Origin of the sequence: Paenibacillus sp. FSL H7-0690 (genome assembly GCF_037980415.1) — a bacterium.
Lineage (GTDB): Bacteria > Bacillota > Bacilli > Paenibacillales > Paenibacillaceae > Paenibacillus_AQ > Paenibacillus_AQ odorifer.
Genome location: NZ_CP150281.1, coordinates 4,675,311 through 4,698,921 on the forward strand (window position 1 = coordinate 4,675,311; position 23,611 = coordinate 4,698,921).

26 protein-coding genes are annotated in these 23,611 nt (G+C 46.0%); 1 reads left to right on the top strand and 25 read right to left on the bottom strand.

The features are described from left to right. Positions 1-137: 137 nt before the first annotated feature. From MHI32_RS20610 to MHI32_RS20680, 15 genes are all read right to left on the bottom strand, one after another. Positions 138-1,439, bottom strand: coding sequence for an amidohydrolase (locus MHI32_RS20610; RefSeq protein WP_340010720.1), 1,302 nt, complete (start codon positions 1,437-1,439; stop codon positions 138-140). Then, entirely contained in the window at positions 1,426-2,079 is a 654-nt protein-coding gene (locus tag MHI32_RS20615) for a redox-sensing transcriptional repressor Rex (RefSeq protein ID WP_340010721.1), read from the bottom strand. The genes MHI32_RS20610 and MHI32_RS20615 overlap by 14 nt, the downstream gene beginning before the upstream one ends. A 130-nt stretch (positions 2,080-2,209) precedes the next feature. Continuing rightward, positions 2,210-5,071 carry an ATP-dependent DNA helicase DinG gene (dinG, locus tag MHI32_RS20620; protein WP_076134667.1) on the bottom strand — a complete coding sequence of 954 codons (2,862 nt, stop codon included), beginning with the start codon at positions 5,069-5,071 and terminating at the stop codon, positions 2,210-2,212. Positions 5,072-5,197: 126 nt separating this feature from the next. Beyond that, entirely contained in the window at positions 5,198-5,839 is a 642-nt protein-coding gene (locus tag MHI32_RS20625; protein ID WP_076183993.1) for a hypothetical protein, read from the bottom strand. A 111-nt stretch (positions 5,840-5,950) separates the two neighbouring features. Next, on the bottom strand, positions 5,951-6,334 hold the full coding sequence (gene panD, locus MHI32_RS20630) for an aspartate 1-decarboxylase (RefSeq protein ID WP_036676288.1): 384 nt from the start codon (positions 6,332-6,334) through the stop codon (positions 5,951-5,953). Next, on the bottom strand, positions 6,327-7,217 hold the full coding sequence (panC, locus tag MHI32_RS20635) for a pantoate--beta-alanine ligase (RefSeq protein ID WP_076127542.1): 891 nt from the start codon (positions 7,215-7,217) through the stop codon (positions 6,327-6,329). The genes panD and panC overlap by 8 nt, the downstream gene beginning before the upstream one ends. Continuing rightward, positions 7,218-8,084 carry a 3-methyl-2-oxobutanoate hydroxymethyltransferase gene (gene panB / locus MHI32_RS20640; RefSeq protein WP_340010722.1) on the bottom strand — a complete coding sequence of 289 codons (867 nt, stop codon included), beginning with the start codon at positions 8,082-8,084 and terminating at the stop codon, positions 7,218-7,220. It abuts the gene before it with no gap. A gap of 336 nt (positions 8,085-8,420) precedes the next feature. Then, entirely contained in the window at positions 8,421-9,221 is an 801-nt protein-coding gene (locus MHI32_RS20645; RefSeq protein ID WP_076127538.1) for a biotin--[acetyl-CoA-carboxylase] ligase, read from the bottom strand. Further along, positions 9,211-10,560 carry a CCA tRNA nucleotidyltransferase gene (locus MHI32_RS20650; RefSeq protein WP_340010724.1) on the bottom strand — a complete coding sequence of 450 codons (1,350 nt, stop codon included), beginning with the start codon at positions 10,558-10,560 and terminating at the stop codon, positions 9,211-9,213. Before MHI32_RS20650 ends, MHI32_RS20645 begins: the two co-directional genes overlap by 11 nt. A 10-nt stretch (positions 10,561-10,570) precedes the next feature. Then, positions 10,571-11,731: an N-acetyl-alpha-D-glucosaminyl L-malate synthase BshA gene (gene bshA / locus MHI32_RS20655; RefSeq protein WP_036676278.1), complete on the bottom strand. Its 1,161-nt coding sequence runs from the start codon at positions 11,729-11,731 to the stop codon at positions 10,571-10,573. 236 nt (positions 11,732-11,967) lie between these two features. Continuing rightward, positions 11,968-12,660: a bacillithiol biosynthesis deacetylase BshB1 gene (gene bshB1 / locus MHI32_RS20660; protein WP_340010726.1), complete on the bottom strand. Its 693-nt coding sequence runs from the start codon at positions 12,658-12,660 to the stop codon at positions 11,968-11,970. Then, on the bottom strand, positions 12,657-13,079 hold the full coding sequence (mgsA, locus tag MHI32_RS20665) for a methylglyoxal synthase (protein ID WP_036676275.1): 423 nt from the start codon (positions 13,077-13,079) through the stop codon (positions 12,657-12,659). Before mgsA ends, bshB1 begins: the two co-directional genes overlap by 4 nt. 15 nt (positions 13,080-13,094) lie before the next feature. Further along, on the bottom strand, positions 13,095-13,898 hold the full coding sequence (gene dapB / locus MHI32_RS20670; RefSeq protein WP_036676273.1) for a 4-hydroxy-tetrahydrodipicolinate reductase: 804 nt from the start codon (positions 13,896-13,898) through the stop codon (positions 13,095-13,097). Positions 13,899-13,932: 34 nt separating this feature from the next. After that, on the bottom strand, positions 13,933-14,454 hold the full coding sequence (locus MHI32_RS20675) for a tetratricopeptide repeat protein (protein ID WP_036676272.1): 522 nt from the start codon (positions 14,452-14,454) through the stop codon (positions 13,933-13,935). A 59-nt stretch (positions 14,455-14,513) separates the two neighbouring features. Continuing rightward, positions 14,514-14,843 (bottom strand): nucleotide pyrophosphohydrolase, encoded by a 330-nt coding sequence (locus tag MHI32_RS20680; protein WP_036676271.1) that lies wholly within the window; start codon positions 14,841-14,843, stop codon positions 14,514-14,516. Positions 14,844-15,010: 167 nt separating this feature from the next. Here MHI32_RS20680 and MHI32_RS20685 point away from each other — a divergent pair, with 167 nt between their 5' ends. After that, positions 15,011-15,880, top strand: coding sequence for a YitT family protein (locus tag MHI32_RS20685; protein WP_076127532.1), 870 nt, complete (start codon positions 15,011-15,013; stop codon positions 15,878-15,880). Between the two features lie 60 nt (positions 15,881-15,940). On the opposite strand, the gene MHI32_RS20690 is transcribed toward MHI32_RS20685, so the two are convergent. From MHI32_RS20690 to MHI32_RS20735, 10 genes are all read right to left on the bottom strand, one after another. Next, positions 15,941-16,843 carry a sporulation protein YpjB gene (locus MHI32_RS20690; RefSeq protein ID WP_340010728.1) on the bottom strand — a complete coding sequence of 301 codons (903 nt, stop codon included), beginning with the start codon at positions 16,841-16,843 and terminating at the stop codon, positions 15,941-15,943. A 155-nt stretch (positions 16,844-16,998) separates the two neighbouring features. Next, positions 16,999-17,646 carry a DUF1405 domain-containing protein gene (locus MHI32_RS20695; RefSeq protein WP_051490910.1) on the bottom strand — a complete coding sequence of 216 codons (648 nt, stop codon included), beginning with the start codon at positions 17,644-17,646 and terminating at the stop codon, positions 16,999-17,001. Positions 17,647-17,737: 91 nt separating this feature from the next. Further along, entirely contained in the window at positions 17,738-18,610 is an 873-nt protein-coding gene (locus MHI32_RS20700; RefSeq protein WP_076134674.1) for a menaquinol-cytochrome c reductase cytochrome b/c subunit, read from the bottom strand. Positions 18,611-18,636: 26 nt separating this feature from the next. Next, the gene (locus tag MHI32_RS20705) at positions 18,637-19,308 is read right to left on the bottom strand and encodes a cytochrome b6 (RefSeq protein ID WP_036676266.1); all 672 of its coding nucleotides are present in this window, start codon (positions 19,306-19,308) and stop codon (positions 18,637-18,639) included. A 5-nt stretch (positions 19,309-19,313) separates the two neighbouring features. Next, a complete protein-coding gene (locus tag MHI32_RS20710; RefSeq protein WP_076134675.1) occupies positions 19,314-19,868 on the bottom strand; it encodes a ubiquinol-cytochrome c reductase iron-sulfur subunit in 555 nt (184 codons plus the stop codon). A gap of 239 nt (positions 19,869-20,107) precedes the next feature. Next, positions 20,108-20,527: a DUF2487 family protein gene (locus tag MHI32_RS20715; RefSeq protein WP_076127523.1), complete on the bottom strand. Its 420-nt coding sequence runs from the start codon at positions 20,525-20,527 to the stop codon at positions 20,108-20,110. Between the two features lie 184 nt (positions 20,528-20,711). Further along, the gene (locus MHI32_RS20720; RefSeq protein ID WP_036676261.1) at positions 20,712-20,891 is read right to left on the bottom strand and encodes an IDEAL domain-containing protein; all 180 of its coding nucleotides are present in this window, start codon (positions 20,889-20,891) and stop codon (positions 20,712-20,714) included. Positions 20,892-21,136: 245 nt separating this feature from the next. After that, positions 21,137-22,222, bottom strand: coding sequence for a hypothetical protein (locus MHI32_RS20725; protein ID WP_076101463.1), 1,086 nt, complete (start codon positions 22,220-22,222; stop codon positions 21,137-21,139). Positions 22,223-22,311: 89 nt separating this feature from the next. Beyond that, positions 22,312-22,899, bottom strand: a complete 588-nt coding sequence (locus MHI32_RS20730) for a histidine phosphatase family protein (protein ID WP_076127520.1) — start codon at positions 22,897-22,899, stop codon at positions 22,312-22,314. 178 nt (positions 22,900-23,077) lie between these two features. Next, positions 23,078-23,524: a hypothetical protein gene (locus MHI32_RS20735; RefSeq protein ID WP_051490909.1), complete on the bottom strand. Its 447-nt coding sequence runs from the start codon at positions 23,522-23,524 to the stop codon at positions 23,078-23,080. Positions 23,525-23,611 lie beyond the last annotated feature (87 nt).

Sequence of the window (23,611 nt, forward strand, 5' to 3'; positions counted from 1 at the left end):
ATTATATAACACACCCGCGTGTTTATCCAAAATTTCATAATTTTCTAGCTTTCCCAGTCTTAAAAATGCACAAAAGGCCGCAACTTTTGCTAAAAGCAAAAAGTCACAGCCTATTATTTATTCGTTATTCTCCAGACTTAACGCTTCAATAAACCTTCGAAGGCTTCTTGCGCTTTACGCCGGATAGCTTCCTCATCCAGGGTTAAGCATTGTCCATGCTTGATGACCTGTTTACCATTCACCCACACATGCTCAACATCCTTAGCGCTAGCAGAGTAAACTGCATGAGACAACAGATCTGTGTGTGGCAGCAAATGCGGCTGATCGATATCAATAGCAATGAAATCAGCTTTCATCCCTACAGCAAGTCTGCCTACATTATTTAAAAAGATGGACTTCGCGCCATATTCTGTAGCCATACGCAGAGCTTCTGGAGCAGGGACAGCCGTTGGATCACCGCTGACACCCTTATGAATGAGAGCTGCAAGCCGCATCTCTTCAAACATATCCAAGTTATTGTTGCTTGCCGCGCCATCCGTGCCAAGAGACACCTTCACACCAGCTTTTAGAAGATCAGTAACCCGAGCCACTCCGCTAGCCAGCTTCAAATTACTGCCCGGATTATGAGATACACCCACATTATGGCGAGCCAAGATCTCAATCTCTTCATCATTTAAATGAACACCATGTGCAACTATCGAGGGACGTGTGAACATTCCAAGCTTCTCTAAGTGAGCTACAGGACGCAACCCGTAATCCGCCACATTTTGTTCCACTTCACGTTTCGTTTCGGACATATGCGTATGCATCGGTAAATCCAGATCATGCGCTGCCTGCACGAACTTAACCAGGAAGTCAGGAGGGCAAGTATAAGGGGCGTGTGGCGAGATCATAGTAGTAATTCTACCGTCAGCCTTTCCATGCCAGTTACGGGCAAAAGAAATCGCTTCCGCAAGCTTGTGATTCTGTACATCCTCTGGACATAACCCGATCACACCACGCATCAATACGGAACGGATACCTGATAACTCAGCTACCTCGGCTACTCGGTCCATATGATCATACATATCGAGGAAGGTCGTAGTTCCACCCTTCAGCATTTCCAATACAGATAAGGAGGTTCCCCAGTATACATCATCACCGGTGAACTTTTCCTCCATTGGCCACATCTTCTCCTGAAGCCACACTTGTAGCGCTAAATCATCTCCATATCCACGCAGCAAAGACATCGCCGCATGACCGTGTGTGTTTACAAGTCCAGGCATGAACAGCAGACGGCTGCCATCAACCACTTGCACTCCAGCTTCCATCTGAGGCTCTTCTTTTCCTATGTAAGTGATTAAATCATCTTCAATAGTCATATATCCACTCAGAACCGGCTCATCCGTTCCCGGAGTCAGAAAATACCCGCCCTTAATTATCGTTTTATTGTTGTTCATGTTCACTTTCTTCCTTTCCATCCCGCAAGTAATAAGCAAGACTTTGCAGATCAGTTGTAAAATCAGCTGCATGCACCCGGATATTCGGTGGTGTCTTCAGAATCACAGGGGCAAAGTTCAAAATCGCTTCAATCCCAGAAGAAATGAGGATATCTGCTACATTTTGAGCTTCTGAATCAGGTACGGTAATAATGCCAATGCGAATACCTTGCTCACGAATTGTGCTGCCTAGTTCATCCATCGGTTGCACAGTAAGGGAGTTGATCTTACGTCCAACCTTAGGAGCGTACGAATCAAATATAGCCGTGATTTTCATAGTATCTTTGAGATATGCATTGTAATTAGACAAGGCATGTCCGAGATTACCTGCTCCAACTAAAGCTACATTAAGCTGTTGATCCAGCTTCAGGATATGACGGATTTTCTCAATAAGATACGTTACATCATAGCCGATACCTTTTCTGCCGAAGTCACCAAAATATGCTAAATCCTTACGAATCTGTGCGGGATTAAGATCAAGCTTTTGCCCAAGTTCCTGAGAGGAAACTGTTAATATTTCGCGATTCTGGAGATCATTCAAAAAACGCAAGTACACAGGCAGTCTGCGAACAACGGCTTCTGATATTTTATCCGATTTCATATTTTTCCTCCTAAAAATAGTAATGTTCTTGTGAAAATCCATATTCAAACGTCTACCTCTCCTTATTAAGGACGGGACTGTAACACACCGCCCTTAAGGATAAGGAGGAGCTAAACTGAAGACGAGCGTTTTAAGAAGCGCCGCCATCCTCTAGCCATTCCGCTATGCGAGGGACCATTTGATCAGTAAGCATATGCTCCATTTTGGGACCAGGCAATGAATAAAGGAAATACTTCCCGTAATGAGATTCAATAACCCTTGTATCATAAACAATAACTATTCCACGATCCTGCGCCGTGCGAACCAGTCTTCCGAATCCCTGCTTAAAACGAATAACCGCTTGAGGAACAGATAATTTCATGAACGGATTCTTCTTCTGGGCCTGCAATAACTCCGACTTCGCTTCCGCCAACGGGTGATTCGGTGGTTGAAACGGAAGTCTCACGATGGCCAGGCAAGTCAGTGCTTCACCTGGAATATCTACACCTTCCCAGAAGCTGCTCGTCCCCAGCAATACGGATGCTGCACTGTCCTGAAAGCGGCGGATCAACTTGCTCCGGCTGCCACCTTCCACGCCTTGACCAAGCACCGTAATCTCTTGTGAGGCCAAAGCCTCTTTAAGCGGATCATATACCTGACGCAGCATTTTATAAGAAGTAAACAGAACCAGCATCCGCCCACGTGTTGTTTTAGCAGCTTCCGATAATGACTGTACGAGTGTATCGACAAATCGAGCATCGCCCACACTCCCCTTCACACTAGGAAAATCACGCGGTATAACTAGCAGTGCCTGCTCGCGATATTTAAAGGGAGATGGAAGGAGTGAGGTCATTAGACGTCCCTCTTCTGCAGCTTCGTTAAGTCCGAGATTATCAATCATAAATTGAAAAGATTTATCTACAGATAGCGTCGCCGAGGTAAGCACGATGCTTTTTTTCTTATCGAAGAACAACTCTTTAAGCTGGCTGCTAACATCCACAGGGACGGCATACAGCTGTAGGGATTTGCTGCGGTAATTTCCATTTGCCTCCAGCCAATATACTACATTATCGTCATTCAGCCCCATAAAGAATCTTACTTGCTCACGTATGGAAGCCAAATCTTTAAATAAACCGCTAATATCAGTAACAAGGCTGTCTGCTGAGGATTGGCTTTCCTGGTCACGCATCTCGTTAAGCATTTTATCACCCTTACGGATGATGTCGCTTAACGTCAGATTCATAGTGTTCTCTAGCGCAACCAATTCATCCCAATCCTTCGGCTTACGGGCAGGAAGCAACCGCATAACCAGTTGTCCCGCTTCTCCTGCCCCTGCATCACTGCGTTCCGGCAATAGGCTGAACAGCTTGTCGCTGAGTGCATCCCAGGTTTCTTTGACAGTAAGCAGATCCGGGTAGATCCGATCGATGACTCCGCTCCATTCTGAAGCCTCTTCACTGCCTGACGACTGTAATATTTGACGCAGAGCAGGGAGCTGTCCGTTTCGGCTATCTTTATACAGTCGCGATAACGTGTGTGCCACCGTGAAATGCTTCATATGCATGCCAAGATGTTTACCAGCCACATCTTCTAAATGATGTGCTTCATCAATGACAAGATGCTCGTAAGCCGGAAGCAGCTGGTGCCCAGCCTTAACATCTGCGAATAGCTTGGAGTGGTTCGTAATAACCACATCAGCAATCCCAGCTTCATGCTTGGCCCTATGATAATAACATTTGCGGAACCAAGGACAAGAACGGCCCAGACAGGAATCGGTATCGCTTGCCACCGTCTCCCAGAAATCACCGCCCCGGCCGCTTAAATTCAGCTCTTCATCATCCCCTGATTCACTTTGAGTGAGCCATACAATCATCTGAGCGGCAGTAAGCGCATCTTCCCTTGGGCTTATAAAGTCCTTTTTATTAATTTTATGCTCAAACTTACGCAGACACAAATAATGCCCTCTTCCCTTAAAAATAGCAGCTTTAAACGGAAAAGGAACTACCTGCGTTAACAAAGGGATATCCCGCTCGCGCAATTGGTCCTGCAGATTAATGGTATGAGTGCTGACCATGACTTTTTCATTGGTGCGAACGCTTTGATAAATGGCAGGCAACAAATAACCGAGCGATTTACCGGTTCCTGTGCCCGCTTCGATCAGTAGGTGTTTGTCTTCGGCAAGTGCCGTCATCACCTCATTGATCATAATATCCTGAGCTTCCCGGCTTTCATACTGCGGTAATGTGTCTTTAAGTCGTTTGGTTACTTCGTCCATATAATCAGTAAAAGATAAATTCGCTAGCGGATTCTCAGCATGCTCATCTCTAGGTGGCGCTAACTCCGTCCAATCTCCTACTGCAAGCGCTAATTGACGATAGAAAGTCAGATCACCTTCGGGCTGTAGCGTCTCCGCTTCCCGCTCTCGCAGCAGACCATCAAAGTACCAGCCCAGATCACTATCCTCTTCGGTAAACAGCTCACAGAGTCTCTGGATCGTAAGCAGCGGCAGCTCGTAGAGCTCCTCCAGACATTTCAGCAGCACTAAAGCAGTCGCAAGTGCATCACTATCTGCCTGATGCGGACGATCATGTGTCACTCCAAAATGAGCACTGACAGAGCCAAGTTGATAAGATGTGAGCGAAGGAAAGCAAATTTTCAGAAAATCAATCGTATCCAAAATCCGCCCTTGAAATGGCAAATAACCACAACGATCTAAAGCATTTTGTAAAAAATGGAAGTCAAAAGCGACATTATGCCCTACGAGCACAACATCATCCAAGAGCGGAACAAGCTCCATCATCATCTCATCCAGCTCAGGCGCATCCTTCACATCATCATCGGTAATCCCCGTCAGACCTGTTATAAAAGGAGGAATCGGCGTTCCGGGCTTGACATAGGAACCATATACCCGGGAGATGGACCGGTCTTCTTCTATAATTGCAAGGCCAACCTGGATAATTTCACCCACGGATTGGGTTCCTGTTGTTTCAAAATCAAGCACGGCAAATTTCATTATAATTCTATTCCCTTTCAATTGAGACTCTTAATCAGCATAACAGAAGTTGCGAAAAAAGGCGATGCACACCACTGGTTCAGGGGATGCATCGCTTGAATGGAAATTTCCAAAACCGTTATTCTTTTACAAAAGGGAAACCAGCTGATTTCCAAAGTGCAGCTTCCCTCCACGACGGCGGCATACCTCTAAGTTAACGTTTGGTTCCGGAAGCGCAGGGTCATGCTGCAAAGCAAGATCAAACAATTCCTGCGCTTCATTGAAACGTTCCTGTGAGGCTCGTATGCACCCTAAAGCATTATAAACCATGGCTTTCAGCTTGGTTTCCCGTATCAAGCCCAGCATATGGTTCAGATGACTCCAAGCGGCCTCACCGTCACCTTCCTGCAGATAAGAGATGGCTAAATATAATCGAGCAGCCAAGCTATCCGGGTATTGCGCAATAACTTCTTTAAACTGATCAATACACTTTCCATACATCAGCAGCTTATAATACCCCTGACCTCTTACAAAGCAATCCATACACAGCTCTGGTGCTTCCTGTTCCGGCACTTCCTCTTCGACCTCTGCTGTAAAATCAGCACTTTCGCGAAAGGAACTAAGCTTCTCAGCAAAAGCGAGCCATTCATCCATCACTTTATCGCTCAGTCTATGCAGCATATTATAATTGCATAAAAGCTCGTTCCGGCGGGCACCCTCCGCTGTAGGGTAATCTGTTACGATCTCCTGAAGCACCTTGTTCATTTCAGCAAACAAATGTTGAAACATGGGCGATCCCCCCTTACTGAAGATGAAATCAGTTCAGCTTGCCTGACTTCATTTTCTGCGAGATCGGGGTCTTTCATCCCTGCCATTCATTACATGGCGTAAGTCCATACATTAAGCGATTGTAGCATGCAATTCATGATCAGCCAGCTTCACTGGTTTGTTATTCTCATCCACGAATACCACCGTTGGCTTATGTGACTCCAGTTCTTCCGAGGACAACATCGCATAGGAAATGATAATTACTGTATCGCCCGGCTGAACAAGACGAGCTGCGGCACCATTAAGACAGATCACTCCGCTTCCACGCGGTCCAGGGATTACATAGGTTTCCAGTCGCGAACCATTATTGTTATCCACAATTTGAACTTTTTCATTCTCAAGAATGTCTGCGGCTTCCATCAAGCTCTCATCAATGGTAATACTGCCCACATAGTTTAAATTCGCTTCCGTTACTGTTGCGCGGTGAATTTTGGATTTCATCATATGTCTAAACAAGTGCAGCAACCTCCTTTGGAATAAATACATTATTATCAATTAAGCGTGTTCTGCCAAACTTCACGGCGAGCGCTATTATAATTTCCCCATCCACTTCTGATAAAAGAGCTTCATCCTCTAATCCTTCAAGATCAGGGAATGTTAGGATCTCCGCATAATCAATCACCGCTAGAGGAGAGCTGGAAATAACCGATGTCAACAATTCCCGCACTTCAGCAACGGTTGTTACTTTTCCTTCTTCAATAGACTGACGTGCTTCACGTAAGGAACGAGATAACACCAATGCCTGACTACGCTCCTCTGGAGACAAGAATACGTTACGTGAGCTGAGTGCAAGTCCATCCCCTTCACGAACGATCGGACAAGGGATAATTTTGACATTCATATTAAGATCGGACACCATTCGGCGAAGCACTGCAACTTGTTGAGCATCCTTCAGCCCAAAGAAAGCATAATCCGGCTGTACGATATTGAAGAATTTATTAACCACTGTGGTTACACCATCAAAATGCCCAGGGCGGGAAGCCCCACAAAGACGGGTAGTAAGCTCCGATACCGAGACCGTAGTCCGAGTAGGCTGCGGATACATTTCTTCCACACTGGGGATAAATACAATATCTACTCCCTCACGTTCAGCGAGTTCCAAATCACGACGCTCGTCACGCGGATAGGAATCATAATCCTCGTTTGGCCCGAATTGCAAAGGATTCACAAAAATGCTCATTACCACTGTGTTGCTCATTTCTCCAGCCCGGCGAAGCAGACTGGCATGTCCGTCATGCAAGTATCCCATCGTAGGAACGAACCCAATCGGGGCGTGCCCGCCTTGTCTCATATACTCCAAAGCTTCGCGCAGCTGCTCAATGCTTCTGACGACTCTCATTTATTTCCCTTCCTTTCTTGAAGCGCCATATAAAGATTCCAAAACCGTTTCATCTGCATTAAAAACGTGACTTTCATCTGGGAAGGAACGTCCCTTCACTTCCTTCACATATTGGCTGATGCCCTCACGGATTACATTACCCACATCCGCATAGGTTTTGACAAAACGTTTCTCACGGTAAGGTGAGGCATACCGCAGCAAATCATGGAAAACCAATACCTGTCCATCACAGTAACGGCCTGCACCGATCCCAATGGTTGGGATGCTAAGCGCTTCAGAGATCGCTTGGGCTACTTCTTCCGTTACCAGCTCCAGAACGATTGCAAAAGCACCTGCGGCCTCAAGCGCCTTAGCTTCATCCATCAGGCGCTGCGCATCTTTGGCATCTTTGCCTTGAATCCGGTAGCCACCAATCATATTCACGGATTGCGGAGTAAGCCCGATATGTCCCAGTACAGGGACTCCCGCAGCTACCACTGTAGCTACAGTCTCACAAATCTCGAGTCCACCTTCCATTTTGACGGCATGAGCCCGCCCTTCCTGCATTAATCTGCGCACTCCCCGCAGAGTTTCATCTACACTTCCGTGATAAGTCATAAATGGCATATCCGCCACGATAAAGGTGCTTTGTGCTCCTCGGGTTACCGAGCGGGTATGGTACACCATATCTTCAATCGTTACCGGTAAAGTTGTATCGTATCCAAGGACTACATTCCCAAGAGAGTCACCAACCAAAATAAGGTCGATACCTGCTTCTTCTGCAAGAACTGCAGACGGATAATCATAAGCGGTCAGCATGCTCAGAGGCACACCTTCTGCTTTCATTTTTTTCATTTTTACAATATTTAGCGCTTGTTTGTTTGCCATTTCTCTTTTCGTCCTCCTTTTTTAAGTAACCTGCCCGTAAAAATCGCAACAAAAAAACCTTTTAGCAATCATTTGCTAAAAAGGTCCGAAGGGCAAAAAAGAGTCACTTGCGATCGTCCCTTCTGTCTCGGTCCTTACGGCTCAGAGCAGAATCCAACGTAACCGTCAAACGCAGTTATGAAGGTATTTCCAATAATAAAAATATAAAAAAGTTCTTCAGTTCAAGAGTACAGTTCGTTAAACGATACCGCCTCCGACCCATAGTATAACAAAAAAAGCTCGGAATTACACGAAAAAAATATGACAAGGGATGATACCCTTGTCATATAAAAAATATTATAAAAGTTCAATCTCACCTGAGCATACGTTAGAGATCTCTCCCAAGCTGTTTTTAAGCAGCAGACCACCTATTTCATCCAAACCTACTACCACACCTTCAGAACGCCCCTGAGGGCTATTCAGTGCGATCTGGCGGCCCAAAGTCACTGACATGGACTCCCAGAGCTCTTTGATGGGTTTAAAACCTTGCTTCATGTACAAATTGTAATGCATCTCCAGCTCGTCCAAAACCGCTTTTACCAGCTCAGAACGGTCAACTGGAGCACCGCCCCGCTCAATCCGAAGTGAAGTCGCGACCTCCTGCAGATGATCAGGATAATCTTCCTCTGTCATGTTCGCGGAAATGCCAATTCCAGCAATGCAATAATGAAGCTCCCCTTCTCTTAGAGAAGATTCCAGTAAAATCCCACAAATCTTACGACCGCCTGCGAGCAGATCATTCGGCCATTTGATGCCGGCATCTACACCTGTTACCCGTCGAATTGCCTTACAGACGGCAACCCCAGCCAGCAATGTCAGCTGCGGAGTCTCCGACAAGGGTAATTGGGGCCGTAACACAATACTCATCCAAATGCCCTTGCCACGGGGAGAAAACCACTTTCTTCCCATTCGGCCTCGGGCGCCCGTCTGTTCTTCCGCGATGACAGTTGTCCCTTCCGGCGCGCCGTTCTCCGCTAAAAACTTAGCTTCTTCTTGAGTGGACACCACAGATTCCAGCAACTGAATGACGCCTACCCAATTCGAAGCGGAGGTCTCTCGCTTCAGCTCAGTTAGCGACAGCGCTTTATCATCGCTCATGTCTATCCATCCTTTTTGCTTCAAGCAGTAATAATTGTTTATCGTTAGGTAAATCACCTGAAGCGACCGCTTGCAGGAGTCCATTTAACATTTTGCCTAGCCATGGTCCCGGACGTTTGTCCAAAGCCCCCACCAGCTCATTGCCTGTAATCTCAAGCTCTGAAAGGCTGGTTAGCGGCATTTGAGCGATCCATTCTCTTGCCGCTTGTACATTTACAGCGGCAGGTGTTGTTGAGGCCTCTGTCGATTCCACGACGGAAAAGGCAGAAGAGGCCGCAGTAGGAAGTGCAGGTGCAGCTGCTGGCAGGATCGCCAGCAGCGAGAGCCACCCTTCGGCGGCTTCCACGCCGAAGGCCAGCACGGCGGCGATCCATTGCCGCCGCAGACCTTCCATGCCGCCCGTACCCGGCGGCATGGCCTCTATCGCAGCGGTCCAAGCTTCGCGGACCCGCAGCACCTGGACGACGCCGCTCCGTGTCGTCCCCGAGAACGTCCATGCCCGCAGCAGCACATCGGCCTCTTGGGCCGATTGCTTCAGGGCATGGAGGAGAAGCGCCCACCGCAGGCGGGCGCTCTCCAGTTCCCCGATCCCGGCCGTTGAGGCAGCGGCAGCCGCCATATCGGTTCCGGTCCAGGGGAACGGGGCTTTGCCGCGCGCCAGCAGCTCGCAGCGCGCTAGCATGCCGAGGCCGCGCAGAGGATGCGGCCCCTCGACGATGCGGTCCAGCTCCGCGCGGACACGCTCCACAGCAATATGCGCCAGCTTATCCCGCTGGCGCATCAGGCCCCTCCACGTGTTCTTCGCGATGGAGAAATCCAGCACCGATGCAAAACGAATGCAGCGAAGCATACGAAGTGCATCTTCGTCAAACCGCTCCTCCGCATCGCCTACACAGCGAATCACCTGCAGCTGTAGATCCTTCTCACCCTCAAAAGGATCAATAAGTTCCCCATTTAATCCACAGCAAATCGCGTTGATCGTGAAATCACGACGACGAAGATCCTCCTTCACATCGTTGACGAAAAAAACATGCTCAGGACGACGGTGGTCTACATAACCACTCTCTGTCCGGTATGTCGTCACTTCAAACCCACAACCATCCTGTATCACGGTGACCGTACCATGAGCTAATCCTGTTGGCACACTGCGCGCAAAGATAGCTATCACTTCCTCTGGCAGTGCTGAGGTTGTAATATCCATATCATGCACTGGCCTACCCAATAGCTCATCGCGAATACATCCTCCAACCCAATAAGCCTCGTGACCATTTTGGGTTAACTCGGAAATTACAATCTCCGCTGCAATTGCCATCGCAGAAGGTGCCATTGTCCATTCCATATATGACTCCTTACCCCCGAACTGGGTCCAGTCCAAGTACCTTGCGCCCCAGCACCCGGTAATAAATATCTTCATATTGTTTCGTTATCGAATCCTTACAGAAATCTTTGCAGGCTGTTTGTAAACAAGCTTCTCTGAACTGTTGCACCATACGTTCATCCGACAGGAGCTTAACTGCATATTTAGCCATAGCCGTTGTATCGCCAATCGGTGCAAGGAATCCAGTCTTTCCATGCTCTATAAGCTCAGGGATGCCTCCGGTTTGCGAGCCAATCGTCGGTACGCCGCAAGCCATTGCTTCCAGAGCAACCAGACCAAAGCTTTCCTTCTCGGAAGGTAGCAGAAGCAGATCAGCTAAAGAGATCACCTGAGCGATTTCATCCTGCCTTCCCAGAAAACGAACTTTATCTTCCAGACCCATTTCGCTAATTTTGGCTTGAATTTTGGGAAGATCCGGACCTTCACCTACAAGCAGCAGGCGTGAAGGCAGTTCACGATTCACTTTTGCAAAAACGTCAACAACATCGCTGACTCTTTTTACAGGACGGAAATTACTGATATGCATCAGAATCTTCTCATCAGGCGCTGCGAAATCTCCCCGCAGATCCGTTACATCACGCGGATAATAGACCCGATGATCCACGAAGTTATAAGTGAGATCAATGTCGCGGGTAATATCGAGTACGTCCCGTGTTTCTCTAATAAGATCCTGAGAGACCGCTGTAACGGCATCACTTTCATTAATCCCCAGACGAATCAAATCTTTAAGCGATTCATCCTGACCAAGCACCGTTATATCCGTACCATGCAAAGTGGTTACAACCTTCATATCGTTCCCAAGCATTTGCTTTGCAAGGAAAGCACACACTGCGTGTGGCACTGCATAGTGAACATGGAGAAGATCCAGATTTTGCATTTTGGCAACCTGAGCCATCTTCGTAGCAAGCGCTAGATCGTACGGAGGATAGCGGAATACATAATAATCGTTTACTTCTACCTCATGGTAAAAAATATTTTTCTGAAACGTTCCCAACCGGAACGGGATACTATGTGTAATAAAATGAACTTCATGACCCTTCTCGGCCAAGAGTTTACCTAATTCAGTCGCAACTACGCCTGAACCGCCAAGAGACGGATAACAGGTAATTCCTATTTTTAGCATACGATCCATCTTCCTGTCTCCTTCTTCTCCAGTATTGATTCGTGTAATGAATCATCTATTGTTTGTCGGCCGCTTTCAAAAAAGCGAAGCGAACACCGTTTCTTTCAAAATCACACAGGACTTCATTTCTCTAAGCTGTTCAAAAAAAGCTCTCAGGAGCGCAATGGCGTATTCATTCCAAGCGCTCCTGGATCAATCATAATCAGCTTATTATATTATCATACAAACTTCGTTATATCCGTTCCTTAAGTAAACAATTCCACCGTATGAGGTACCTTGGTTGCAAACCCTTCTGCATAAGGAATCAGCCTGCGCTGGCCAAGCAGCATATCTCTCGAACGGACTCGTTCAATGTAGCCTTCCGTTAACGGTGTGGATACAGCATCCTCACCCGGAGGTTTGGTGAACTGCGAGCGATAGCAGGACAACGCCTGCTCCTTCAAGCCATATTGCTCAGTAACATCAACAATAAGATCGGTACGTCCTAAATCATTGATAAAATAGAAGTACAGCTGTGAAGCAGGAATTGCCGGCTTGTCCGGCATATATTTACGTAGCTTGGCATTAAAAACAGCCTCTTCCACCAGCTTGCTACAGGCGATATGATCGGGATGACGATCCTCCCAATAAGGAGCAAAAACTATCGTAGGAGAAAGGCGGCGAATTTCAGCAGTCACAGCCGCCACATGCTCTGCTGTAATAAAAAGCCCTCTATCTGGCAGACCCAGGTTTGTCCGCACGGATGCTCCGAGAAGGTCTGCAGCTTGCTGCGCTTCTTGCTTGCGAAGTTCTACTGTACCGTTCGATGACATTTCCGCGGCTGTTAAATCGCAAAGTCCCACCTTAAGTCCCGCAGCGGTATGTTTCGCAATTGTTCCTGCCATACCAATCTCCGCATCATCTGCATGCGCACCAAATACAAGAATGTCCAGCTTCATTCATCAACACCCGGTTTGTATTTGTGAACCAGTGCACGCCAAGCAAAATCACCACGATCAATCGCCTTCACAAGAACCTCCGCTGTGGCAATATTCGTAGCTACCGGTATCCCGTATACGTCACACAGACGAAGCAGAGCTGAAATATCAGGTTCATGTGGCTGCGCCATTAATGGATCCCGCATGAAAATAATAAGATCCAGTTCATCCTGTGCTACCATGGCACCGATTTGCTGATCTCCACCTAATGGACCAGACATGTAACGATGAATTTTTAAGTTAGTTACATCCATAATCCGTTGGCCAGTAGTCCCTGTAGAAAATAGTTCATGACCTTCAAATACATGTTCATAAGCTAATACAAAATTTACGATTTCATCTTTTTTACGATCGTGGGCAATAAATGCGATCTTTAACATGGTGTTCTCTCCTGTCTATTCTATAAAGTGCTCGAATCCATAGATCAAGCCTGTATATCCCATTACCTTTTCAATACCCATCTTAACGCCTGGCATATATCCTGCACGCTCATAAGAATCATGGCGAATCTTCAAGGATTGTCCGAATCCACCAAAAATCACTTCTTCTTGAGCAAACACACCAGGAAGACGGACACTATGTATCCGGAATCCGTTATAGTAACCACCACGGGCACCTTCAATGGTTTCTTCCTCTTTAGGATTACCTTGACGAAGTTCCTCACGAACTTCCGAAATCATCTCTGCGGTTTTGACCGCAGTTCCGGATGGAGCATCCAGTTTCTGGTCACCATGATACTCTATAATTTCCAGATGCGGGAAGTACTTTGAAGCTTGTGCCGCAAATTTCATCAATAGAATAGCTCCAATGGAGAAATTCGGAGCAATAAGTCCGCCAATCCCCTGTTCTTGACACTGCTTGTCCAGTTCCACCATCTGCTCCGGTGTGAATCCGGTTGTACCGATAACCGGACGCACTCCGTACTTAATAGCTAGCGCTGTATTCGTATACGCTGACTGCGGTGTAGTGAAATCGACAAGGACATCTCCGTTGCTTCCCGCGAGGGCGGCCTCAAGATCAGAAGTTACAATAACGCCTGAGTCTTCCAGACCTACCAGACGCCCTGCATCAATATCGCCCGAAGAACGATCTACTGCTGCTGCTAACTCCAGCTCTTCGTCCTGCAATACAAGTTTAACAACCTCTTTACCCATTCTTCCGCCTGCGCCGGATACAACGACCCTGATCTTGTTATTCATATTTTTTCCATCCTCGCTCTCACTAGTTATATAGTTATTGCATATACGATTGTATGGATTTCTGAAGGTCTCTCATCAATTCCCGCAAGCCAGAATCATCCGGATGTAACGAAATCACTTCTTTTAAGGCAGTCATAGCTTGTAAATGTTCATTCACTCGGCTATGCGCGATAGCAAGCCATACATAAGCATCCCCATATAATGGATCAAGGGTAATAGCCTCTTTGAGCAGTGTAATCGGATGATAAGGGTTGCGAGTTTTGTTATCTTCATCTTCTATCAACCGTTTGGCTTCTTGTACATGCATCATAGCCTGCAAATGCTGCAGATGCAGACTATACTCAGGTTTGCTGGTGTCCAGCTTTACAGCAGCCTGAGCATGAACTAAAGCTTTATCTAGCATACCACTGCGGGCATACGTTATGGAACAACGATATCTAACCTCGGCATCAGCAGGGCTTGCTGCAATTGCAGACTCGAAGCAAACAATAGCTTCGGCAAAGTCACTGCGCAATATCGAGCGGTAGGCCTCTCTTACATAATCCTTATGATCCATATACACACCATCCTCACGGCTAAATCCCGTTCGTTTGGTACAGCATATGTTATAGAGGCCTAATCGGTGTCTTTCGGCGTCCAACGTCCCGCATCACGGGTATTAAATTTATGCATTACCTTATTATGCGCTTCCGTCAGGTCTATCCCGAGAGAATTTGCAAAACAAACGGTAATAAACAGAATATCTCCCAGTTCAAGTTCAATGGAATTCTCAGCTTCATCAGACTTCTTAGGCTTCTCGCCGAACTCATGATTGACCTCTCTAGCCAGTTCTCCGACTTCCTCGGACATGCGGGCCAGCATAGAGAGTGGACTGAAGTACCCTTCCTTAAACTGCGATATATAAGCGTCTACTTCACGCTGTATGTCACCAAGACTTTTGTCCATAAAATGTAACTTCTCCCCCTCTGTATATCTTGCCTTCTGTTTGCCCCTATGTTATCGTAAAGACGTTTTGAAGACAATCTTTTTTGAATATTTTAACACACGCAAGAAAAGGTATACTTATTATAGGAAAAGAAAAACTGCCTACAAAAGGCCTAACGAGGGATTTCATGAATTCAAAAAAGGTAATTACAATCAGCAAGACAGTCGCTCCCATCTTGCTCGGAGCCGCAGTATATGCCTTCGGGCTACTGTATTTCATCATTCCTAATCAGTTGATGGAAGGCGGCGTAACCGGGATCACACTTCTCCTTAATTATGCCTTTAGTATTCCCATCTTTTTATCCACACTGCTGATCAATCTTCCTTTGTTTCTGCTAGGCTGGAAAGTTCTAGGCGGGCGGCAAATTGTGTATACAGGTGTAGGGATTGGGGCATTGACCTTTTTCCTGTGGGTTTTCGAACGAATGATTACTGCGGGATGGATTATCCCCTTCAGTACCGAACACGACTTTATTCTTGCGGCACTGTATGCAGGAGTAACGCTTGGAACGGGGCTTGGGCTTGTATTCCGTTTTGGGGGTACAACAGGTGGTGTAGATATTGTCGCAAGAATTCTGGGACGGAATTTTGGTTGGAGCATGGGGCAGATTATTTTGGCCATCGACATTATTATTATTGGCTCTTCCATCCTCTACATTCCTAAAGAAAAAATACTTTACACACTCGTCGCAGTTTTTATCTCATCACGAGTTATAGATTTTATCCAAGAAGGCGCCTATGCTGCCAAGGCATTTACAATTATCAGTGATGAAGCACCACAAATTGCCGATCTGATTACAGCCGAAATGGACCGTGGTGTAACCCTCATCCCTGCCATTGGTGCTTATTCCAAGCAAGCCAAATATATGGTGTACTGTGTAGTCTCAAGGCAAGAAATCCGCCGGCTAAGTCTGCTGGTCAAATCCGTTGATCCACGCGCCTTCGTAATTATTAGTGATGTACACGACGTACATGGAGAAGGCTTTCGAGAAACCTAAATAAAAAGGAGTGTAGGCCATTTCAAGCCCACACTCCTTTTTGCTGTTTATAATTTCATCCTACGGAATCGGCTTCCAATTCTGATTCTGACCACGATACTTGCGATAGGCTACATAGGCTAACGCAGCTATAATGAAGCTTGCGGCTAACCCTCCCCAAATCCCAAATTCTTGCGATGCCAGCGGCAAGGACAAAGCAGGTTCATCCTTCTCTTTTCCGAACATTACTCTTACCGCATCCTGACCATAAGATACAATTTCAAGCAGGCGGGCACGTTCAACCTTTTGTGAGGACGAAGGAATGCCGGCCGCATATGAGAGCCAGGAATCAAAAGCATTCACAACTTCAGGCTGGCGGGAGACAATCACTGCCGGCCGGATGTTATCATACCTGCCCTGCAGTCTTTCCAGAGCTGTTTTCCAGCCCGCCATATCATTCGCAACCGCACTTTGCTCCATCGCATTTAGATCCTCACGAATCAGCTTGTAGTACTGAAGCCAAATAGGCTGGCGCGGATGATTAAGACTGTTGGCAGCTAGACGTAGCTTGGCGGCTGCCGCTTCCCATTGCTGTGGATTTATTTTCGCTCCTGCCACGGTAGCCTTCAGGTCCATAATGACCCCTGACAATGCATTAATACCCTCCACAGAGGTCATTCCTTCAAAGGATGAGGACACAAAGATCTTGGAGATCGCTTCGGTCTCCTGTCGGACCTTCATTACATCTCCTTCCAAAACATTCCCATACAATGCCTCAGCAGCTTGTTCCAGCTGCTGCGCTCCAGTCTTTCCGCTCATTACTGCCAAACCGTTGCCCGAACTAACGTCGGCGCTTTGCTTCGAAGCTTTGCCAGACCCTTCACCAGCATCCCCTAGCGCTGCTGAAGCCTTTACAACATCCATACTGGACAGCAGCCAGCAGAATACTAGAACAACCACTACATAATATCTCCCGCGGAGCATGAGACATCCCCCTCCTACTTAAGAAGAAACGACGTTGTCGTCTTTTAAAGACGATATTCGTTTCTCGTAAAATTATAAGGATAAAGCATAGTATAAAACTTATACTTCTTATAATTCTAAATGTATGGCAGGGGGACAAGGGATAGAACTGCTTACTAACGTCTATTCTTGAACTGATAGATTGACTCTACCGGTCTTTGTCTTCTACTAAACAACCAAGCAGCTGCAACACTAAGCAGCGTAAGCGCCATTGTAAAGTACTGTACCTGTATAACATAATCGTTCAAAACAGAAGGTAACCACGGATAGATTCCGTAAGAATAATCCAGCATATCGTTGGCGAGTGTCCAAAGCAGGGCTAATGGAATCATTTTGCGGAAAGAAAAAAACCTTGCATAAATCAATGCTTCAACTGCCATCCCCGTATGGGAGATTACCAGCATCCAATCTTTCCAAACCAAAACATCACCGTGATAACCCCCGGCAAAAATAATACTCACTGCCCATATCCCGTACTTCACTGACGTAACGACCGCCAAAGCCTCAATAAGTTCCCTTACATTGTTTCCTGTGTAGCTTTTTGGAGGGAAGAGCATCAGCAACAGAGCCAAGGTAAAAAACAAACTTGCGGTTGGACTATCCGGAACAAATGGAAGCAGCCAGTGTGGATAATTAGCCGCAGTGAACTCCAGTTGATTGCCATACCATATGTAACCATAAATTGTACCCAGGAAATTTACGATAAATAACAACCAAATAATTCCCCGGTTCTTAAACAGTTTGTTAAACCAATGAACTGGCATACAGATTATTAACCTCCCCAAGTAATGGCACTTTGCATTTAGACATACAAAAACCTGACCGCATGCACGATCAGGTTGCGTTATCATTATTTTACTGTTCGCTTTTTTGTTTGGCAAGCCAGCCGGCCAATGTATCAATATCCGCTTCTGATAGACCTGCTCCCAAGGCGGTATCGTACATTTTCGGCATCTGCCCTTGACCCTCTTTTATAATAGTAAGGATTGCTTCTTTGTCATGAGTGTCTCCAACTCCACGAAGTGAAGGTCCGCCCGCCCCTTTCAAATCCGCTGCGTGACAGGAGATACAAGTGGCTTGCTTGAAGAGCCCCATAGCAGGATCATCCTTGTCCACAATCGCTACTTCTTTTGGCTTAACGGCACTGGAGGTCGGAAGACCCTTAGCCCTGTTCTCCGCCGCCTTTTCTTCCCTTTGAACATCTTCAGGAATCTGACCCGTTTCAGCCATTTCATGTTTGTATTCAGTCCAGGCTGTATTGGTCAAATAAACAATTGCTGCAAGTGACAAGAACATTAAAGATGAAGCAATCGGCCTACGGTAAAAGCGACGCTCTCTACCCGTATCCAGAAAAGGAGCCAACAGAAGTGAACCAAAAGCTACACCAGTAACTCCTAGTGTACCCAGAACGATATAATCGCCCGAAGCATATGGGAGCTTCAAATACTGATAGAGGAACAAGAAATACCAGTCAGGAATCGGGATAACCGTAGCACTAGCATTTGCTGGAAACCCCAGCGGAGCTGGCTCTGAAATAGTAAGGACTAATATTCCTACAAGTACAACGACTCCGACCATCCATTCCTTCAGTAGAAAGTTAGGGATAAAGGCTTCCGATTTGCCGGGGTAAGCCGTGTAGTCCGGAGGTGTGATAAATCCGTTCCCTCTGCGAACTCTGGAATCACCGACATATACAACCTTTTCCTTAGAATTGTTTCCATGCGCCATCCGTATTCCTCCTCTCTCAGATTAACTTACAACGGTCCGGAAATCCCTTGTCTGCGGATCATAATAAAGTGTCCTACGAGCAGACTAAGAAGCACCGCTGGGAGGAAGAATACATGTAATGCGAAAAAACGAGTTAAGGTTTCGGCACCAACAATCGTTCCACCTTGCATCAGTTCCTTCAGCACCGGCCCCATCACTGGAACAGAATTGGCTATTTCAAGAGTTACCTTTGTTGCGAAATAAGCTTTATTATCCCAAGGCAACAAGTAACCTGTTAAACCAAGTCCCAACATTACGAAGAAAATCAGCATTCCAACTACCCAGTTCATCTCGCGCGGCGCTTTGTAAGAGCCTGTAAAGAAGACGCGCATTGTATGAAGGAACATCATAACAATTACTAGACTTGCGCCCCAGTGATGCATCCCGCGGACAATCTGTCCAAATGCAACACTTGTCTGCAAATACTCAACACTAGCATAAGCATTAATAATGTCCGGAACATAATACATCGTTAAGAACATACCTGATAAAATCTGTATGACTGTAATAAAAAAGGTCAGTCCGCCAAAGCAATACACGAACGCAGAGAAATGATGGGCCGGATTAACATGCTCAGGAACCTCGTGATCGGCCACGTCTCTCCAAATCGGCGTAACATCCAGACGTTCGTCAATCCAGTTATAGACATTTTTAAACATCAGAACTACGCCTCCTCACGAGCTACTGTATTTGGCACAATGTCTCCCAAAAGCACCCACCCGTTATCGAATTTCGTTTTATACTGGTCAAGCGGCTTAGGAGCAACTTCGAGATTTTTGCCAAGCTTTGTATAACGTGCACCATGGCAAGGGCAGTGATATTCGTCCGGATGAGCTTTATCGTTGTTCCACCCGACCGTACATCCCAAATGTTTACAAATCGGTGAAAGCGCATAAATATCACCCTTCGCGTCTTTCCGGATCCACGCAGTGAGTGTCGCTGTACTGTCGTACCATCCGTCCTTCTGTTTCAATTCAAAAGTAAATTCCTGGGGCTCTTCGGTGATTTTGCTTATCTCAGCAACCTTGATAAAATCTCCAGCACCCTTCTTATGTAATATCGGATCCACGACAAAACGGACCATGGGGAGAATCATACCCGCCCCCATAAAAGCAGTGGCGCCACCAAGCGTGTAGGTCAAAAATTGCCTGCGCGACATCTCATTACGGCTGGGTGGTTGTTCAGGCCATGTCTCCTGTTGTTCATTATGGCTGCTCATACTGTTATATAACCCCCTTCTCAAGATATAAGAAAGTATCTGTGGTGTCCGATCAGAGATGTCTCAATATAAATAATCCGTTTTCAAATCTTTTCAATGAAATACATCACATACCATTTGGATTCAACCTAATAATAGCTTAGGCTCCAAAACCCGTCAAGAATATTGTCTAATTTGTGACAGGCTAAAAAACGGTTTCAACCTATAATTGTTGATTTTCTGTCACATTTATAAGGAGTTCATCCCCGCCACATGTCTTGAATTTTCATACTAATTTCACTGTTATTCCTCCCTTCTTGAGAAGCCTCAATGATAGGCAGAGAGAGAACTAAATCGCTTTCATAGATTTGGCTTTCTTGGAGAGGTACATCCGCTGTCAACACCACTACATGCTGGAAACCACTGGATTTGACTTTTTGGCAAATCTCATTAATTAAATTCACATAGCCCTCTCCAGCGTACTGAATGGCTGGGTAAGTCACGATCCGCCCCTTGAACGGTATTTCCACCATATCCATGAAATTACGTAATCTTTCGAGTGCCTGAACGGTCTCAGGAGGACTCTCAAGTCCACTTAATCCTGTAAAAGGTATGAGACATGTATCATAGAATTTTTGATTTTCTTCCCAAGTGTCCACTTCAAAATCGCTGAATTTCATTCCCATTCATCTCCCTATGTATAATTGTTAATTTTTCCGTTCTTTCGCAAAGCTTCCTGAAGTTATAGAACCCATTATATTGAAGGAGGAGGAGGAACGTCCAGATTTAGATTTTATATTTTCGTCCGATTAAGCAAATTGAGTAGATTATAAGCAAAAAAAGAAATGCGCTAAGCGCATTTCTTTATGCCAAACTTTTAAGTTCCTCAGTAAGATTTCGGAAAGCCATCTCATCTCCGGTAGCCAGCGCCGTGTCAATCTCACGGTGCAAGATGTCGGAGCGACGCTTTCGCAGCGCTTCATCCCACACCATTTCTGCCGCAAGTCCTAGCATCACTTCATACGTAGCCTTCATTTTGTCCATTCGATACACCTCCGCTGTTTAAGAGATCCTTTTTTCTTGTTATTTGATATTTTGATATCCATCAAGATGATTATGTTTTCGGTTTCAAGAGAATCGGCACCTACTAAAGCATATTCATCAATCCTGTCTTCGTTCTACATATTTGCCCATTCCGCTCAATACTTCCTCTATTGTACCCATCAGCAACAATAACGGATTCCTACATCTGCGTATGTAATCCCCATAAGCATTTCGCACACGCACCTCTACCGAAGATACTTAGGCACGGCTGTCTCTATCCCCCATGGCGTCATCATCACAGCGAGTCCACCAGAAGTCTCGCCCAATTTAAGCATCCCTAGGTGCACCATCATCCGTATTATACGTTGCTCTAGAATAGAAGCAGCACTGTCATAATAAAACGGTTTAATTAGCCACCCCACACCATCCACTAAAGAAGGTACTGTCACCCAATTACCGGCGCTGATGCTTATCCAATACACAAGTGAAGGTAGATTTGGCACAGCCCCTTTATATAGTCTTAACCAAAAAGAGAATATCTGCATCAACGAATCACATTTTCCATCGTTTAACACAGCCTCACCGGTCGCAGTAAGCCTTAGCCGGAAGCCTTCCTCAGAGATCCAGCGGCGGTGACGAATATAGTCATACAAAAGCGCAAATCTTGGAGGATAATGCTCACAAGCTCTCCCATAACCAAACCTCCAACCGCCTTTGCTAAGAAGCTCCTCCGGAATATGAAGCGCGTTCATCACACCTTGCTGATAACGCCTATACATTGCCCCTTCCTGATTCAGTTCTGGCTCATTGTCCTTAATATATCTCAGCAGCATTACCAGATCACTGATCATTAATTCTCCTTCACTGCGATACATCACAGGTTCAGGGCTAGTTGCGATGCTCTCTTTGATATGCGCACTCATCGTCTCCCGAAAACGCTCTTTTAAATCTTTGGGTACCTGGTACAAATATCTGGTCTGCTGTGAGGAACCACTAAAGAGCCAGCCTCCACTCTTGAAGCGAGAGACCATCTCCCGGAAACCTCCAGTTTTTCCTTCAGGTGCATCAAAAGACGCTTGCCTTGCCACAGCCAACAAATCCTCAAGACTAAAGTAGGTGCGTTCATCAAAAAGCAATGTATTCAAAAACCTTAAATCCTCCGGAGCGCATTCCCGGATATGAGACTCCATAAAACTTCTGCTTCCAAGCATAATCAAAATACTTTGGATCAAGTCGTGTTTGGAATTCTGTTTGCATTCACACCGGTAGCGGCCCGCTATGGCGGTCAGCTGTCCAATATCTGCATAAGTAAGCATATCCGCCAGATTCATGTTTTATCGCCTCACCGTTTTACTACCATTATGGGGAATACTGCCTATTTTATTCCCTTTATTGCAAAAAAAATAACCCGAAGCCCGGGTTAATGCTGATTTTGCAGGATATGGCGAGTACAATTATATAAAATAGGGTTCCATTCCCGCTCTTTCTTCTCCAGAATCGTCAAGGATAGATTGCCAATTCGTTCAGAATACTTATCCTTGTAAAGAGCAGTATACAGCTGAGCAAGAAATCCTCCATGGGATATGACGAGTATATTCCGATTGGGATGCAATGCAGAAATATCTTCCATAAAAGCAAGAGCCCGCGCCTGAAGCTGTTCGTCGGTTTCTTGACCGAGGGAGAGCTGGCTCCATTCCTTACCCCACTTCTCTTCACGTTCTGCGGCAGTAAGCCCTTCTACCTGCCCATAAGCACGTTCCCGGATACGCTGATCAGGTTCTAATAGCGGAATCCCTAACTTGTCAGCAATAATCTTACCGGTCTCAGCAGCGCGGGAAAGATTACTAGTAACGCAGCAGTCCCAGCTGTACGGTTCCTGTAATAAGCGGTCAGCAAGCATTGCAGCTTGCATCCGTCCTTCATCATTAAGTGGAATATCACTTTGTCCCTGTATTTTCCCTATCGCGTTCCAGTCCGTCAATCCATGGCGTATCAAGCCGATTAGCATGTTGCCTCCCCCTTTTCAGCAAAGTATTTGTCTCTTAATGTAACATGGATGAAATAAAAAGTCTTCTTTTTATGAGTTTTACAATGCAAAAAGCCCCTCATTACATTAAGTAAAGGGACTCATTCAATGTTCTGAATATTATAAACAACGGAAGCAAAGACATACGTCTAATAACCCTCTATGATCGGCGATAACGATTCAGCCTAGTTAATGAAAATACTGCAAAGCCTACACCTAACATTGATAACATCATCCAGTATTGAGGATGAGTGGGTCCCATACTTACTACAAGGGGTTCAATGATCCCACCTTCAGAGCCCAAAATTGGATACGTTGATTGCCATTCCATCGAGGATCCAGCGACACCTGTCTCCACAATTCCACTCTGAGCAACAACTGCATCACCTGGAGTTCTGAACATCGTAAAATAAAGAACGCTGGACAGAAATATTGCCAGAAAGCATGCGATCCATAAGCTAAGCCGATGGCGAACAATAGCAGAGGTCCCAGCAGATTTCCCGTCACCGGGCATCAACCATGGACTCTCTAAATAAATCCGCTCCATGACCTTAACATTTATGGCTTCAGCACGCTCTTCACTGATCTCTTCCCTCAAATCTTGCATAAGCAGGCTGCTCTCTTGCCATAGAGCCCATTCTGCAGCGCAGTAAGGACAAGTTTCAATATGTCTTTCAAGTAAAATCCGCCTAGG

Excerpts from the sequence above, each read along its gene's own strand:
- MHI32_RS20615 (WP_340010721.1), bottom strand. The coding sequence starts at position 2,079 with ATGAAATCGGATAAAATATCAGAAGCCGTTGTTCGCAGACTGCCTGTG.
- panB (WP_340010722.1), bottom strand. The coding sequence starts at position 8,084 with ATGGCAAACAAACAAGCGCTAAATATTGTAAAAATGAAAAAAATGAAA.
- MHI32_RS20610 (WP_340010720.1), bottom strand. The coding sequence starts at position 1,439 with ATGAACAACAATAAAACGATAATTAAGGGCGGGTATTTTCTGACTCCG.
- MHI32_RS20715 (WP_076127523.1), bottom strand. The coding sequence starts at position 20,527 with ATGAAATTCAGCGATTTTGAAGTGGACACTTGGGAAGAAAATCAAAAA.
- MHI32_RS20645 (WP_076127538.1), bottom strand. The coding sequence starts at position 9,221 with ATGAGCGATGATAAAGCGCTGTCGCTAACTGAGCTGAAGCGAGAGACC.
- MHI32_RS20710 (WP_076134675.1), bottom strand. The coding sequence starts at position 19,868 with ATGAGCAGCCATAATGAACAACAGGAGACATGGCCTGAACAACCACCC.
- bshA (WP_036676278.1), bottom strand. The coding sequence starts at position 11,731 with ATGGATCGTATGCTAAAAATAGGAATTACCTGTTATCCGTCTCTTGGC.
- MHI32_RS20680 (WP_036676271.1), bottom strand. The coding sequence starts at position 14,843 with ATGGACAAAAGTCTTGGTGACATACAGCGTGAAGTAGACGCTTATATA.
- mgsA (WP_036676275.1), bottom strand. The coding sequence starts at position 13,079 with ATGTTAAAGATCGCATTTATTGCCCACGATCGTAAAAAAGATGAAATC.
- MHI32_RS20725 (WP_076101463.1), bottom strand. The coding sequence starts at position 22,222 with ATGAATCTGGCGGATATGCTTACTTATGCAGATATTGGACAGCTGACC.
- bshB1 (WP_340010726.1), bottom strand. The coding sequence starts at position 12,660 with ATGAAGCTGGACATTCTTGTATTTGGTGCGCATGCAGATGATGCGGAG.
- MHI32_RS20685 (WP_076127532.1), top strand. The coding sequence starts at position 15,011 with ATGAATTCAAAAAAGGTAATTACAATCAGCAAGACAGTCGCTCCCATC.
- MHI32_RS20730 (WP_076127520.1), bottom strand. The coding sequence starts at position 22,899 with ATGCTAATCGGCTTGATACGCCATGGATTGACGGACTGGAACGCGATA.
- dapB (WP_036676273.1), bottom strand. The coding sequence starts at position 13,898 with ATGAATAACAAGATCAGGGTCGTTGTATCCGGCGCAGGCGGAAGAATG.
- MHI32_RS20690 (WP_340010728.1), bottom strand. The coding sequence starts at position 16,843 with ATGCTCCGCGGGAGATATTATGTAGTGGTTGTTCTAGTATTCTGCTGG.
- MHI32_RS20720 (WP_036676261.1), bottom strand. The coding sequence starts at position 20,891 with ATGGACAAAATGAAGGCTACGTATGAAGTGATGCTAGGACTTGCGGCA.
- MHI32_RS20735 (WP_051490909.1), bottom strand. The coding sequence starts at position 23,524 with ATGCAAGATTTGAGGGAAGAGATCAGTGAAGAGCGTGCTGAAGCCATA.
- dinG (WP_076134667.1), bottom strand. The coding sequence starts at position 5,071 with ATGAAATTTGCCGTGCTTGATTTTGAAACAACAGGAACCCAATCCGTG.
- panC (WP_076127542.1), bottom strand. The coding sequence starts at position 7,217 with ATGAGAGTCGTCAGAAGCATTGAGCAGCTGCGCGAAGCTTTGGAGTAT.
- MHI32_RS20675 (WP_036676272.1), bottom strand. The coding sequence starts at position 14,454 with ATGGATCATAAGGATTATGTAAGAGAGGCCTACCGCTCGATATTGCGC.
- MHI32_RS20650 (WP_340010724.1), bottom strand. The coding sequence starts at position 10,560 with ATGGAATGGACAATGGCACCTTCTGCGATGGCAATTGCAGCGGAGATT.
- MHI32_RS20705 (WP_036676266.1), bottom strand. The coding sequence starts at position 19,308 with ATGTTTAAAAATGTCTATAACTGGATTGACGAACGTCTGGATGTTACG.
- MHI32_RS20625 (WP_076183993.1), bottom strand. The coding sequence starts at position 5,839 with ATGTTTCAACATTTGTTTGCTGAAATGAACAAGGTGCTTCAGGAGATC.
- MHI32_RS20700 (WP_076134674.1), bottom strand. The coding sequence starts at position 18,610 with ATGGCGCATGGAAACAATTCTAAGGAAAAGGTTGTATATGTCGGTGAT.
- MHI32_RS20695 (WP_051490910.1), bottom strand. The coding sequence starts at position 17,646 with ATGCCAGTTCATTGGTTTAACAAACTGTTTAAGAACCGGGGAATTATT.